This window comes from Burkholderia sp. KJ006 (assembly GCF_000262695.1).
Classification (GTDB): domain Bacteria; phylum Pseudomonadota; class Gammaproteobacteria; order Burkholderiales; family Burkholderiaceae; genus Burkholderia; species Burkholderia vietnamiensis.
On sequence record NC_017922.1, the window covers coordinates 986,902 to 1,001,523 of the forward strand.

Here is a 14,622-nt window from a genome sequence, read left to right on the forward strand (position 1 = left end):
CTTATTTGTTCAGGCGAGTAATTTCATTGGTCCAGCGCACCAGACCTTTTTCGATCTGCGCAAGAGAAGCCTCAAAAATCGAACGTCCTCGGCGATACGGATCAACTACGTCTTCGCTTCCGTCAGAGGAGATTCGATAGACCCGCCCTTTCGAAAACGGATAGCGATTCTCGATTTCCTTTTGCTGCATGCGCGTCATGACCAGAACGAGATCGGCCGTTCTTACATGCTCCAAACTCATGCTCGACGCTATATGGCTGCCAATGTCTATGCCTCGCCGCGCCATTAGCTCGATGGCGTGCGGATCGGCTGTTCTGCCCACGAGCGCGCGGCAGCCCGCTGAAATAACGTTCACGCCTGGCAGACGCTCCGCCAGCAAACCCTGCGCCATCGGGCTGCGGCAGATGTTGCCTTCACACACAACCAGGATGGTGTCGATCATTTGGTCAGCACCGCGCCGGTCAGACCTGCGTTGATCGCGGGCAGCAACAGGCTCAGTACGCGGCTGAAACGCACAAGCGCGTTGCCGTCCACATACACGACGTCCTTCGGCTGCAGTTCGAACTGGTTTGCCAGCACCATCGAAACCGGCGAGTGAGCGTTCAGATGAAAAACCTGCGGCTTCGCTTCCGACGCACCGCGTATCACGTACAGCTGCGCGGCATCGGCACTCGCGCTATTCACGCTACCGGCCTGCGACAGCGCATCGCTCAACGTCAGGCGTCCGTTCCGCAACGGCAATGCCGTAATCGGCTTGCTGACTTCACCCATCACGAACGCGCCGTTGTCCTCGCGCGAAACGACGCGCAGCAGATCGCCGTTCCGAAGCAGGATCTTCGAAGGATTGATGTTGCGGTCGAGCATCCGCGTGAGGTCGATGCGGTACGACTTGCCATTTCGCACGACGACCATCCGGCTCTGATCGGCCGTCGGGCTGAATCCGCCCGCGCGGTTGATCGCCTCGTTCAACGTCATCGGGACATCGTTGACCGGGATGACGCCCGGTGTATGCACTTCCCCGTCCACATACACCTGCTTTGCACGAAACGAGGAAACGCGCACCGTAACCTGGGGCTTCACGAACACGCGTTGCAACGCGGCCTGGACGACACGTTGCGCCTGATCGATACGTATTCCGGCGACATGCACGGCCCCGGCATACGGTATCTGCACGTTGCCGTTGTCGTCGATGACGAACCCCTGGACAGGGTCGTACGGCCGCGAGTTCGTCGAGTTTTGCGCACCCTGCGCGGCTGCAAGTTCCGGGTGATCCCAGACGGTGATCTGCAATACGTCGCCCGCGCCGAGCGTGTACGGCTCGGGTTTGCCTACCAGGTCGCTGAGCTGCGATTCGCCGAGCCGCTGCGCTGCCTCACGCATCTCCTCAATCAACTCCATGTTGATATCGGTGATCGGAATCTGCAGGTTCTGCTGCGACGTACTTTCATCGCCGCCTGTAACCGGCAATGTCGCTTGCGACGACATGCGCATGCCCGGCGCCACCGAGCATGCCGACAGTGCCGCGCTCATCGCCGCGCCGATCACGATTCGTGTGCCAAGACGGCGGATTTCCGTCGCCCCGGCCTCGCGCCGATCCAAAATACATCTCATCTCGTGTTCCCCGGTTTATGTTTAGAGATGCGACAAATCACGACTTCCACCACCGCTCAATAAGCATTCGCATTGACCAACCCCTTCGCCACCGTCGCCAACACGATCCGCATATCCAGCGCGAACGACCAGTTCCGCAGGTAATAAAGGTCGTACTCCACCCGCTTCTGCATCTTCTCGAGCCGATCGGTTTCCCCGCGATACCCGTTCACCTGCGCCCATCCGGTGATGCCGGGCTTGATTCGATAGCGATGGATGTAGCCGTCGACGACCTTCTGATACAGCCGGTCGTGCTCGATCGCGTGCGGCCGCGGTCCGACCACCGACATGTCGCCACGCAGCACGTTGAGGAATTGCGGCAGCTCGTCGAGACTGGTCCTTCTGAGGAAGCGCCCCACCCGCGTGATGCGCGAATCGGTCTTCGTCGCCTGCGTGACCACGCCGGCCTGCTCGACGTGCACGCGCATCGTCCTGAACTTGAGGATCTGGAACTCTCGTCCGTCGGCCCCCTTGCGGTACTGCTTGAAAAACACCGGCCCGCGCGACGACAACTTCACCGCGATCGCGATCACGACCATCACCGGCAGCAGCCCGATCAATGCAACGGCTGCGAACAGGCGATCGAACAGTTCCTTCTTCCACATCGCGTGGCGCGGCAGTGGCGATGCCACGAGATTGATCGCCGGCGCACCCATGAGGTCGACCATCTCGCCGTCGAACAGCGCGACGCTGCGCACGTCCGGAATGAAACGGATGTTCACCAGGTCGTCGCCGAACGCATTGACGAACCGCAGAATCGTCGCCTCTTCCGACAAGGGCAGCGCCAGCCAGATTTCCTGCACACCGGTCTCGCGCACGAACTTGGCGAACTCGTCGAGCTCCGTGAATACCGGCACTCGAGGCGAAACACTCGCGACCGCCGGCTGTAGATCGAACACCGCAGCCGGGCGAAACCCGCTCGCCGGCGACTCCTCGATGTTGCGAATCACCTGCTGGCAATGCTGAGCATGCCCCACCACCGCAACACGGCGCAGGTTGATGCCCGCGTGGCGGACGCTGCGCAGGAAGATATGCACGCCAATGCGCGAAGCGATTAACGCGCTCCCCGTCATCGCGGTCCAGTACACGAACCACAACCGTGAAATCACGTCCGATCGATGCAGCGAAAACATCAGCACGATGCCGCACGCCTGCACCGCGAACCACGCGAGCGAGATCTTTCCGCTCAGCCTGAGCATCGAGCGTCCACGCCACGATTCGTATACACCGAACACCGGAAACAGCACGAGTGCAAAGGCGATCGAAAACGTCACCAGCGCGCCGTCGAAGTGCGATTCAGAAACCGTCTGATAGCGAAATTGCGACGCCAGCAACGAGCCGGCGACGATCACCGCGATATCGACGAGTCGAGCCATCATTCCTTGCAGACCGAACATTTCAATCTCCCGTCTGATGTCAACGAATACAGCCGAATCGGCGCATCACGCACGCCCATACGTGTCATCGAACCGCACGATGTCGTCTTCGCCGAGATACGATCCCGATTGCACTTCGATGAGCTCGAGCGGCAACTTGCCCGGGTTCTCGAGACGATGCGTCACGCCCAGCGGGATGAAGGTGGACTGGTTCTCGCCGAGCATGAATTGCTCGTCGCCACGCGTGACGAGCGCAGTTCCGCTCACGACGATCCAGTGTTCGGCGCGGTGATGGTGTAGCTGAAGCGACAGCCGGCCGCCGGGATGCACGACGATGCGCTTGACCTGGAAGCGCGCGCCGTGATCGATCGAGTCGTAGTAGCCCCACGGGCGCCGCACCTTGCGGTGCGCGTCGGCCTCCGGCGCCTGCTGCGCGCGAATGCGGCTCACGAGGCCCTTCACATCCTGCACACGCGAGCGATCCGCGACGAGCACGGCATCCGCCGTTTCGACGACCACCGCATTGGTCACACCCACGCATGCGACGAGGCGCCCTTCCGAATGAACGAAGCTCGACGTCGCGCCCTCGAATACGACCTTGCCGCGACCGACGTTGCCGTCGGCGTCCTTGTCGAGCGCCTCCCACACGGCGTCCCACGAGCCGAGATCCGACCAACCCGCATCGAGCGGCACGACCACGCCCTCCGCCCCGACCGCCGTGGACGCCAGGCGCTCCATCACGGCATAGTCGATCGAATCCGCCGGCGACTTCAGGAACGCGTCCTCATGCGGACGGAAAAACGGGCCGTCGGTCTCGCCTTGCACGTACGCAGTGAGGCAGGCCGCGTGCATGTCCGGCTGCAGCGCACGCAACGTGTCGAGCCACACGCTCGCACGCACGACGAAGATCCCGCTGTTCCACCAGTACGCGCGCGACTCGACATACTGCGCGGCGAGTTCGGCAGCCGGTTTCTCGACGAATCGCTCGATGCGATGCGCGCCGCCGTCGAGCGCTTCGCCGAGCTTGATGTAGCCGAAACCGGTATCTGGACGCGTGGGCGGCACGCCCAGCGTCGCAATCGCACCGCGCCGTGCATGCTCGACCGCCAATGCGATCGCACGGTGAAACGCCGGAGTATCGGCAATGGCGTGATCGGCCGGCATCGCGACGACGATCGCGTCCTGGCCATCGGCATGCGCCACCGCGGCGGCGAGCGTCAGTGCAGGTGCCGTATCGCGCCGCGCGGGCTCGACGACGATGCTTGCGGCGAGCCCGCTCGCACGAAGCTGCTCCGCCGTGACGAAGCGGTGTTCATCGCCGCATACGACGATCGGCGCCGACACTTCGCTCTCGCCAGCTGTAAAGCCGGTCATGCGCTGAACCGTCGCCTGCAGCAGCGAGTCGGCACCCAGCACGCCGATCAGCTGTTTCGGATATTGCTCGCGCGACATGGGCCACAAGCGCGACCCCGATCCACCCGCGAGAATGACCGGCGCGACTCGAACCTTCGCCCGCACTGCGTCGCCGCGGTCGGGATCGACCGATCCCGTTTCGTCGTGTGCTGTCTCGGTGAATGCCGACATGATCTGCACTCCTATTCTCTCAGGGCAATGATTCGATTCGAAAATCCGAGAAGATGTGCGCCGTCCCGTCGCCGCGGCACATCCCGTGTTTGCTAAATCGGTCGCACGTCCTCGTTCGAGCGGGCCTGCAACCGATATTGCGAAGGCGTCACATCCAGGTGCCGCCGGAAAATCTTCGCCAGGCGATCACCGTTTCCCCACCCGCATTGCCGAGCGATCGTGCCGATCGGCATGTCGGTCTCCATCAGCAGCTGCACCGTGCGCTCCAGGCGCACCTGCAGCAGAAACTCGGACGGTGTCGTTCCGATCTCCTGCTTGAAATGCCGCAGGAAGTTCCGTTCGCTCATTGCCGCAACCCGCACCGCGTCGCTAACCGATATCGACCGATCGCAGTTCCTGCGCAACCAGTCCGCTGCCGCCCGTACCCGCTCGACGGGCGCACCGTGGCGCGCGTCGTCATGCTCCGCCGTAACCAGCGCGTCGTTCAGCGCGAGCCGCGACGCGATCGCTCGTACCGCATCGCCGCCGAGATCGCGCTCGACCAGAGACAACGCTGCGCGAGCCGGCCCGTAACCGTCGTAATCGACGACGACTGCATCGGACGCGTGCGCACCGCTTCGCGCGGCGTCGATCAACATCCTGCCTTCGCTGATGGTCTCGACCATGCCGGCCTTCGGCACGACGACCCTCAGCCAGTCGATCACCCGCGCGTCACGCGCAGCGCGCCGCGCACCTTCTCCACCTGCAACGAATACCGCATCGAAGGTATCGGCCAACGCCGCATCGCACGCAAACGTGCGTACGCTGACGGCCGACGACCACACGACGTTTCCACCTCGCGACGAATAGAACCGAACGTCATACAGCGGAAGCGAGGCCGCTTGAGGTGCATAGATCTCATTGGCTGCCTCGAACACCTCGCATACCGCAGCCGCTGCAAGCAACGAGAATCCCTCGAATACGACAACGCCGATTTCCCGACTCTTGCGCGACCGTCTCCCTCCAACATCTCCTTCCGCTTCATCTACCGAATGAGCGACATTCGTGTGCGTCATGGCGTACTCTCGAACATCCCTTCCAATCGACTTCGGTCCGGCTCGGTAATTTGACTCCGTTGCGATGCATCATACCGACGGCGCCGAGTGGCGTTTAAACGCTGGCCGATCAGAACAAACAGTCGTCGGATTAGCCTGCGGGAATTCCCTGATCGGCCAGAAATTGGCGTTTTCTGACTACCGTGTAGCAGCGAAATGAAGCACGTGTGCTGGAGAAAGATGCATGACGAGCGAGATGCGGGAATCGCCGCTTCCGAATGCGTCGAATCGAGTAGCACTGCGATGTGACGACAGCACGCGCCAACGCGCACTTCACGCACCGCTTCGCAGGTTCCCCATCGATCCAGGCCATATGCGAATGCGATGCGGCTCACGGCGACGGGATGGTCCGATGCCTTCACATCGATGTGGCAAACGCATGCGATTCGACGGCAACATGCAATCGGTGTCACTCGTGCATGTGCCGCATCGATACGGCGTATTCGGCCACGCGTACGGCCGCGGCCGCAGTAGGCAGATTCCGCCAGGTAACCGAACACCGTGTTTGGTCTCGCGTGCCCGTGCTGTCGCATATGAGCGGCGTCGCGCGCACCGCTTACCGCTTCAACGAGCGTCTATGTGAGCGCTATGCCAGCGATGAGCGTCGCGACGCCGATCGGCAGCGCGAACACGGCCGAGAGCGCCATTCTCTTCAATACGCGAGCGCGCGCCACTTCACGCGAACCACGGGCCCGCCGAGGCCGAAACTCGAGCAGCAGCATCGCACGTCCATGTCGGGCACCGGCCCACAGGCCGGATGTCACGCTGAACACGAGGTAGACCAGAATCCACACGAAGCAGATTCTCGAGAAGATCAGGAGAGCGACGTTCATATCCGCAATGCCAAGTTATCGGTGAAGTCGCGCAGCTCAACCGATGCGCGATTCGCTGCTGCTAGCGTACATTGCGGTGCAACATGCCGCACATGACATTCTTCCCCTCGATTCCGCCATTGACGATCGCGTTTGACGTAGATGAAGGTTAGTGAGCGCGCCAGCCGTTTTTTGCGCGGTCGTGCGTGAATGCCGTGCTACGCGACGGACGCGTCGAGCGCAGCGCACGGTGCCGTCGGGTTCGGCAAGAGTGAGGTTCTGGAGATTGGCGCTTGCTGCATCGCCGCCTTCGATAGAGGCGGCACGCATCATCGCGTGGCGTCGGCGAGTCGAGCGGCGGCAAAGACATGCGCCGCACCTGCAGCTCGACCCGTGCTGAATAAAAAGACCTGCGCGCGCGACGCGCGCAGGTGAAGTTCCGAGGAGGTTCCGGGGTGAACGCGTCTCCTCGAAAGGCCAGACCAAAGACTAGCGCCGAAACGATCGTTCGGAATCGAGATGGCGGCTGCCGCCACGATCATGGCCGAATGCAATTGTGTCGATGCGCGCCGCACGCTCGACGCCAACGACATCGCGATAACGCGCCGATTTGCGAGCGCCAATTGGCGGAATGCTTCGAGGTTTTGACCGACGAGCGCGATCATGCCGGGCAATGATGATGAACACCGTCGGCGACAACTCCGCGGCATTGTGGGTCTACGAAATCGGCACACCGATTCACAGACCGACGCAAACGCCATCGCGATCCGACGCCGGCACATTCCCACAAACTTCATGGAGCCTCTCCGCCATGTTGCCGCTCGATACCTTCTTGCGCATCGTCGACGCAACGCCGCTCGTTGCGATCGACCTGATCATCTCGAACGAGGACGGCGCATACCTGCTCGGCCATCGCACCAACCGTCCCGCTCAGGGCTTCTGGTTCGTGCCTGGCGGACGCATTCACAAGAACGAACGCCTCGACGATGCATTTCGACGGATTGCGCGCGATGAACTCGGATGCAGCGATCTCGAGCGCGCCGACGCGGAGCTGGTCGGCGGTTACGATCGCTTGATCGAAACTGCGTCAATCAAGCTCGGACATCTCGATCGATTATGTTGCGATGGAATACTCGATCTTGTGTCGCTGGCCAACGGGCCGCACCGCGAGCAATCGACGACACGGTCAGCGCCGAAGGGGGTTCAAGCCTACTTCGCGCCAGCGCCCTGAACACCGCCCCGAGCCACGCGTGCGCACATGCCCCAATCGGCCGGCAAGACGCCGGCCATCACACCCACTGCGAATGCGACGCTGCGTTTCAGCGGCGGAACGTGCCGTTGCGCCATTCGACACCGTCCGCGGACGCGATCATGCGGTCCCGAGCGGCCGCGCGATACTCGGTCGGCGACATCGACAGATGCTGTCGGAACAGCTTCGCGAGGCGGTCTCCGCTGCCGAGACCGACACGGCGCGCGACCTTGTCGGCCGGCAAGTCGGTTTCGACCAGCATGCAGCAAGCCTTCTCGAGCCGCACTCGCAGCACGAACTCGGTGGGCGTCACGCCGATCTCGTTCTTGAAGCGCCGCAGAAAATTCCGCTCGCTCATCGCCGCCGCCTGAGCGGCATTGGCGATCGAGATGCGATTTGCGCTGTTCGCGCGCAGATGAAGCGCGGCAGCACGAATCAATTCGCTGGCGCGCGCCTCCTGCGCGCCGAACAACACGCTCGCGAACTTGCGGCTCGCGCCCGGCATCATGCAGGCGACGATTTCCTGCGCGATCTCGTAGCCGGCATCGCGCACGACGATCGACAACGCAGCGGCGAACATGCCCTCGTCGCCATCGCTGCTCTGCTCGGCTTCGCCCGGATTGCACACCGCCAACGACGCCTGCAGCGCGGGCGGCACGGTCTCGGGAGTCTTCTGGTTCAACCGGATCGCGCTCAGCATTTCGACGCCGGCGCCGTCCCCCTTGACCACGCGCGCACGCTGATGCGCATGATGCAGCCAGCCGATGAACGGCTCGTCGAGCCCGTTCACCCGCCCCTGCCCGCCCAGCACGAACATCGCTTGCACGCTGCTCGTATCGAGCGGACGCGGCGCGTCGGTCCAGATCTGCACGCCCGACGACGAGCGCACGGCGCCGCCATGACTCGAGTGAAGCCGCAATTCATAACGGTCCTCAAACGACGCATTGACGCGCTCGAGCCGATTGGCGAGTTCGAATACTGCAGCCAGCCTGCCCATTTGCATAATGGAAAAACCGTCGAGCAACAGAATGATTACGCTGTCACGTCGACGACCGATAGTTCGACCCCGATCCCCGCTCACTCGCGACCCCGTTGTAATTACATTCGGCACTGTCAGCATCATCTCGGCCCTTTAACAATTTTTTGCATTTTCTGCAGCGCATCATATGCGGCAAATACGCCGCCGTTCCGTCAGTGTCCGATCTCGCCTCATTGTTGACGGAATCAATCAAGACGGCGATCCGTTACCAATTATTTGTTGGTAATCAAGAAAATCAATCACGCCGACCGCCGCGGAATTGACCTCCCTTGATCCAGGTCATTGCCTTAATATTTTTGCAATGTATCGCGCCGCTGTATGGAATGCGTGCATTGCGGGCGTTGTTCGTGTGCCGTTGCGGCTGCGGGGCCCAAATGGATATGGCGCGGCGGCGCCGATGGTATCGCGAGTTCACGTCATTGAAGCGGTGCTCGGCATTAGCAGCCGCAACGGATCTCACGAGCCATTCACCGGTGATCAAACGTATCTACCGGCAGTACATCGCAGGGCAATATGCCTGTCGATTTTAACGTTTGCGCAGAATGTGGAATCCAGCACAATTGGTTCTAGAACACTTATTCGCCGGCCGTCGCATGTCGTCCTGGCAACGCTTTAATATCCAGTAACACGCCGTAATTAAAAGTGACAGCGGGAACTCGCGCTTTTTGCGGGTTGCCCGCCGTGACAAGCAGATCGTGTCCGACACGCAAGTGGGCACCGTCGCGCAGTGGTCCGGGGCCGCACACGCCCGCCGACTGCCTGCGGAATGTGTCAGGCGCGTGACGAGCAACGCGCCCTGCAACGCCACCGGACTCCGCCAGGCCCCAACGCCACCGCAGCTCGCGCCGTATGCGAACGAGACGGAACAATCCGTACCGGATCACCGATAGTTCGAACAACGGATGTTGCACGATTGCCAGCGCCACGCACATTCGATGTCGAGCGCCATACCTCACCGCGCGATTTCGGCAAATAGCCCGGATCGCTGTCGGATAAGACATGGGCCGTATCGCTCGTTGCATGCCTCGCCGAATCGGATCCGGATTCGCGCTACTCATGTCAATTCGCCAACGCGAGAGTTTCGCGATGTTGCCGAACGATCGCTTTCTCGGCGCCTGTATTGCACACCATCACGCCGATCTTGCCTACGTGACTGCATAAATTTATTGGCACACCCGCGGGTGGCCGGAGTGCACCGTACGGCGAATCAGTTTCCATCACATGGTGACAATTCAAGCGAATAAAGAACGCGGCTTCAATCCGACAGGACACCATCAACATACTGCACGACGAGAAAGCATCGCACAACCGTTCCATAAGATTCAGCTCGCGCAGCGGCAATAATCCCGCACAGTATTTCTGTTTATCAATCGACGCTAAAAATGGTTTGAAACTCTCAGCACTCGGCGTCGGCGGTGAGCTTTGAAGACCGCATGGAAAGCGAAAACGATCGATCTACCGTCACACACGAAACTAAGAATCCCATAATAATCCGCCAAATTTCACCGTCCGATCTAGACAAGACTTTGTCCGAATACACCTTATTAGATCCATTGCCTTCTCGAAAATAGATCAAATAAAACGGCGCCCAGTATCGTAATCCGCTCGATATCAATCAACAGCATCGCAAATCGCCCTCGCCCCACATGTCCGGGACATACCGATCCCCGTTTCTTTTCCACGACACATCGCACCCCTGAATTTCCGCAAGAAAATATCTCGATGTACGCTGCACTGCACTATTCGAACGCAAACACGCACACAAAGCGGAGAGACCATGAAACAAGCAACTTTTCCGATCCTGACGATCGCGTCGTTGATGGTGGCCGGTGCAGCGCACGCGCAGACGAGCGTCACGCTGTACGGCACGATCGACACCTCGTTGACGTACGTGAATCACGCCGACGGCAGCAAGAATCTCTGGGCGCTCGGCAACAGCAGCGCGGGCAACCTGTCGGGCAGCCGCTGGGGTCTGAAGGGCTCGGAGGACCTCGGTGGCGGCCTCTCGGCGATCTTCCAGCTCGAGAACGGCTTCAATCCGAGCACCGGCGGTCTCGGCCAGGGCAGCCGCATGTTCGGCCGTCAGGCCTACGTCGGCGTCGCCAGCAATCAGTACGGTTCGCTCACGCTCGGCCGCCAGTACGATCCGCTGATCGATCTCGTCCAGCCGATCACTGCCGACAACTACTTCGGCAGCGCGTTCGCGACCGCCGGCGACGTCGACAACTACGACAACAGCTTCCGCGTCGACAACGCGATCAAGTACACGTCGCCGGTGTTCGCCGGCCTCCAGTTCGCGGCGATGTATTCGCTGGGCGGTGTCGCGGGCAGCACCGGCTCGAAGCAGTCGTATTCGGCAGGCGTGTCGTACACCAACGGTCCGCTGAGTCTCGCCGGCGGATACTTCTACGCGGCGAACGCGAACCCGTCCGCGGGCACGCGCACGACATGGTCGAGCACGTCGGACGGCACGTTCGACGGCGCGATCAACACAGGTTATCAGAGCGCGCATTCGATCGGCATCGCGCGCGTGGCGGGCCAGTACGTGTTCGGCGCATTCACGGTGGGGGCCGGCTACAGCAATTCGCAGTACCGACGCGACGGCGCCTCGGTGTTCGCGAGCAACGAGCACTACAACACCGCGCAAGGATTCCTGAACTATCAGGCGTCGCCGGCGCTGCTGGTCGGCGTGGGCTACAGCTTCACGAAGTCGGGCGGCGACACCGCGGCGAACTATCACCAGGCATCGCTCGGCGCCGACTACAACCTGTCGAAACGTACGGACGTCTACATGACGGCCGCGTATCAGCATGCCAGCGGCACGACCGCCGACGGAGCCGGCGGCTCGATGGCGGCAGAGGCTTCGATCGGGTCATACGGCTACAACGGCACGAAGTCCCAGACCATGGTCAATCTGGGACTCCGTCACCGGTTCTGATCGCCGTCGCGGGCAGCCGGCCGCGTCGGCGCCCGCAGTCTCACTGCGCGTGCAGCGAGATCTCGACGCGCCGGTTGCGCGCGCGCCCTTCTTGCATATCGTTCGACGCGACCGGGTTCGCTGGCCCGTGCGCCGCGGCCGCGAACGCGTCGGCCTGCAGTCCATGCTCGCGCAAGTACGCCGCGACGGCGTCGGCGCGACGCTTCGACAGCGCCTGGTTGTGCGCGGCCGAGCCCGTCGAGTCGGTATAGCCGTCCACGTCCACGCGCGCGAAATGCATGTCGCGATGCTGGTTCAGCAACGCGTCGAGCGCGGCGCGTGCGGCCGGCGTCAGAACGGTCGAGTCGGTCGCGAAATAGGCGTCGCCGGTCAGCGTGACCTTCTCGGCCGGGGCCGGTGCAGTACGGCGTCGTCGAATCGACCACGCGCACGGGTTCGCTGCCGCACATGCGCGTCGCGACCTTCATGCAGGCCTTCTCGCTCGACAGGAAGCCGTGGCAATCGACACGGAACGTCTTGATGCCGTCCCGCGACTGCCGTTCATAGGCGTTGAACGTAGGCCCCGACGCGTTTCACGTAAAGCTCCGTAAATGCGAGGGGCACGGCGCAGGCGGCGCGATGGCGCGCCGCATGCGCGTGCGATGGTGTTCGGAGTGCGACGCGGCATGTGCCGGCCGTACGTGCCGGCGCATGCCACTGCGCCGCTCATTTCCACTGATACAGCATGCCCGCGCCGACCACGCGCTGGCTGCCGGCAAAACCGACGTTGACCGTCGCCTTCAGGTTCTCCGTGATGCGCGCCTGCACGCCGACTGCCATGGCTTTCCGGCCCTGGAACGTCGCCGTGCCGCCCCCCATCGCGAAGCTCGAATCGCGGTCCATGTGCGGAATCGACGCCATCCCGGCCGTCGCGGCGATCCCTCGCGCGCCATCGAATCGGTCTGCTGGATCGGCCGCTGCATCTGCGTGAGCTGGTTGTTCACCGTGTTCAGCGATTGCGTGAACTGGTTCGATACGGCATTCAGCTGATTTACGTTCACCGCGTCGGTGCCTTGCGTACCGGCCGCGACGTTCACCACCTGCCGCGCCGAATCCGCCGAGCCGACCGCGACGACGTTCGAGCGGCCGCCGTCGTTGCTGCCCGCGCCGAGCGCCGTCGAGTCGTTGCCCGACGCCGTCGAACTGTTGCCGACCGCCGTGCTGTTCGAGCCCGACGCAACCGAGCCCGAGCAACCGGCCGACGAATTCGAACCGCTCGCCCCCGGGCGGCACGTTGCCGCCGGCCGGATTCGACGTGTAGGAGCCGTGCGCGCTGGCGCTGTCGATCGCGATCAGCACGATCTTGTGCGGCGACGGCCGCAGCAGCAGTAGCCGCTGCACGATGTCGAAGAACAGGAGATCGGCGCGGCGCAGCACGCCGGACGCGCTCAGCGACACGCACACCAGCAGCACGAACGCGCCCATCACGATGCATTCGCGGATGAAGCCGGCGGGCAAGTGTGCGTCGTCGCCGCGCATCAGAGGCGGCTCGTCATGCATGCGCGTGGCACAGCGGCAGCTCACTCGCACTCGAGTCCGACCGGCGTCAGCCGGGCCGGCGACACCGGCTCGGCGGGCTGACGCAACGCCGCCGCGCCGCCGTGAGCGCGCTACGACGACACCGCTTCGAGGCGATAGCCGTGCGTATAGACGACACTGAGCCGCACGCCGTTTCCGGGCAGCGCTCGAGCTTCTGCCGCAGCCGGTAGATGTGCGTATCGAGCGTGCGCGACTCCGGATCGAGCTCGCGCCCCCACGTGCTCATGCAGACCAGCTTGCGCGACAGCAGCTTGCCGACGTTGTTGAAGAACAGTTCGGCGAGATCGAATTCCTTCGGCGTCAGCTTGATCGGCGCACCGCGCAGCGTGATCGTGCGCTCGCGCGGATCGAGCAGGTAGTCGCCGGCTGCGATCGCGCCGCAGCGGTCGGTAGCGCGCCGAGCGCATCAGCAACGCGTTCACGCGGCTGGCGAGTTCGGCGACGCGAAACGGCTTCGCGATGTAGTCGTTCGCGCCCGCATCCATCGCGAGCACGATCTCGTCTTCCAGCGTCTTGCTCGTCACGAACAGCACGGCGGGCGAGGCGCCCAGCGTGCGGCGGATCCAGTACAGCACTTCGAAGCCGCTCATGCCCGGCAGCAGCCAGTCCAGGATCACGAGGTCGAACGGCTCGGCGCGCAGCAGCCGCTGCGCCTCCTGGCCGTCGGCCGCTTCGATCACCTCATGACCGAGCGGCTCCACTACCCGCGCGGCGCGCCTTCGCATGAACGGGATCATCTTCGACTATCAACACACGCATCAGCGGTCATCCTCGTCATCGGCGGACGAGCGACCTGGCCGTCGTCGCTTCGCCGCGGGCACGACATCGTATGGGATACGTATGGGATACGAACGAATCATGCGCGTACGGTGCAGAGCCAAACAGCGCGCGCGTCCGCGCCCACGCTCATGGCGGTTCGCATTCGTCGCGCTACCTCGCGCGACCGGTAGGTACGGCGCGAATGGTCCAGCAGGCCCGTTATGGGCGTTCCACGGGGCTCTCAGCATCGGGATGCTCATGGTTGCAGTGCCTTCATCGGGCTGCATGTGTTTCGGTGGTACCGGATGGAATCGGCCGCGTCGCGCAGCCGGTTTCGCGGCAAACGTTTGCGTCCGGAACACTCACGAGCAATTTTTTTCCGATCCGAACGATCCGCCGACGCTGTAGTCGTTGGCGAGCCAAAAGCCGGGCGGATTTTCGCATGAGGGTAATGGTTGTCATGTGACGACAGATGTTTGAGCGCAACAGCCATACATGCTCAGCCGGCGTGCTTCGCGGACGCCCTCGCGCCTCATTGGATCG

Annotated in this window: 11 protein-coding genes and 3 pseudogenes; 2 read left to right on the forward strand and 12 right to left on the reverse strand. The window is 62.6% G+C overall.

Annotated elements, in window-relative coordinates:
- Window position 1: 1 nt before the first annotated feature.
- The 7 genes from MYA_RS28235 to MYA_RS31615 form a co-directional block, all read right to left on the reverse strand.
- Window positions 2-442, reverse strand: a complete 441-nt coding sequence (locus MYA_RS28235; protein ID WP_041494409.1) for a low molecular weight protein-tyrosine-phosphatase — start codon at window positions 440-442, stop codon at window positions 2-4.
- Window positions 439-1,611 (reverse strand): polysaccharide biosynthesis/export family protein, encoded by a 1,173-nt coding sequence (locus MYA_RS28240; protein ID WP_081054439.1) that lies wholly within the window; start codon window positions 1,609-1,611, stop codon window positions 439-441. The genes MYA_RS28235 and MYA_RS28240 overlap by 4 nt, the downstream gene beginning before the upstream one ends.
- A 56-nt stretch (window positions 1,612-1,667) precedes the next feature.
- Entirely contained in the window at window positions 1,668-3,047 is a 1,380-nt protein-coding gene (locus MYA_RS28245) for an undecaprenyl-phosphate glucose phosphotransferase (protein WP_014726221.1), read from the reverse strand.
- Between the two features lie 45 nt (window positions 3,048-3,092).
- Window positions 3,093-4,610: a mannose-1-phosphate guanylyltransferase/mannose-6-phosphate isomerase gene (locus MYA_RS28250; protein ID WP_014726222.1), complete on the reverse strand. Its 1,518-nt coding sequence runs from the start codon at window positions 4,608-4,610 to the stop codon at window positions 3,093-3,095.
- Window positions 4,611-4,702: 92 nt separating this feature from the next.
- Window positions 4,703-5,665 (reverse strand): GlxA family transcriptional regulator, encoded by a 963-nt coding sequence (locus MYA_RS28255; protein ID WP_014726223.1) that lies wholly within the window; start codon window positions 5,663-5,665, stop codon window positions 4,703-4,705.
- 614 nt (window positions 5,666-6,279) lie between these two features.
- Entirely contained in the window at window positions 6,280-6,537 is a 258-nt protein-coding gene (locus MYA_RS28260; protein ID WP_041494410.1) for a hypothetical protein, read from the reverse strand.
- 308 nt (window positions 6,538-6,845) lie between these two features.
- Complete coding sequence (locus MYA_RS31615; protein WP_124260117.1) at window positions 6,846-7,181, reverse strand: hypothetical protein; 336 nt, start codon at window positions 7,179-7,181, stop codon at window positions 6,846-6,848.
- Window positions 7,182-7,189: 8 nt separating this feature from the next.
- Here MYA_RS31615 and MYA_RS32485 point away from each other — a divergent pair, with 8 nt between their 5' ends.
- Window positions 7,190-7,747, forward strand: coding sequence for an NUDIX domain-containing protein (locus MYA_RS32485; RefSeq protein WP_370687167.1), 558 nt, complete (start codon window positions 7,190-7,192; stop codon window positions 7,745-7,747).
- Between the two features lie 88 nt (window positions 7,748-7,835).
- Here the strand turns inward: MYA_RS32485 and MYA_RS28270 are convergent, their stop codons facing one another.
- Window positions 7,836-8,888 carry a GlxA family transcriptional regulator gene (locus MYA_RS28270; RefSeq protein ID WP_011880589.1) on the reverse strand — a complete coding sequence of 351 codons (1,053 nt, stop codon included), beginning with the start codon at window positions 8,886-8,888 and terminating at the stop codon, window positions 7,836-7,838.
- Window positions 8,889-10,581: 1,693 nt separating this feature from the next.
- Here MYA_RS28270 and MYA_RS28275 point away from each other — a divergent pair.
- A complete protein-coding gene (locus tag MYA_RS28275; protein WP_011880592.1) occupies window positions 10,582-11,742 on the forward strand; it encodes a porin in 1,161 nt (386 codons plus the stop codon).
- A gap of 40 nt (window positions 11,743-11,782) precedes the next feature.
- Here MYA_RS28275 and MYA_RS28280 read toward each other — a convergent pair.
- The 4 genes and pseudogenes from MYA_RS28280 to MYA_RS32380 form a co-directional block, all read right to left on the reverse strand.
- A pseudogene (locus tag MYA_RS28280) lies at window positions 11,783-12,263 on the reverse strand (OmpA family protein).
- A 184-nt stretch (window positions 12,264-12,447) separates the two neighbouring features.
- A pseudogene (locus MYA_RS28285) lies at window positions 12,448-13,047 on the reverse strand (YadA family autotransporter adhesin); the annotation flags it as partial.
- 280 nt (window positions 13,048-13,327) lie between these two features.
- Window positions 13,328-13,693 (reverse strand): winged helix-turn-helix domain-containing protein, encoded by a 366-nt coding sequence (locus tag MYA_RS32375; RefSeq protein ID WP_309486126.1) that lies wholly within the window; start codon window positions 13,691-13,693, stop codon window positions 13,328-13,330.
- 106 nt (window positions 13,694-13,799) lie between these two features.
- Window positions 13,800-14,057, reverse strand: a pseudogene (locus tag MYA_RS32380) (response regulator); the annotation flags it as partial.
- Window positions 14,058-14,622 lie beyond the last annotated feature (565 nt).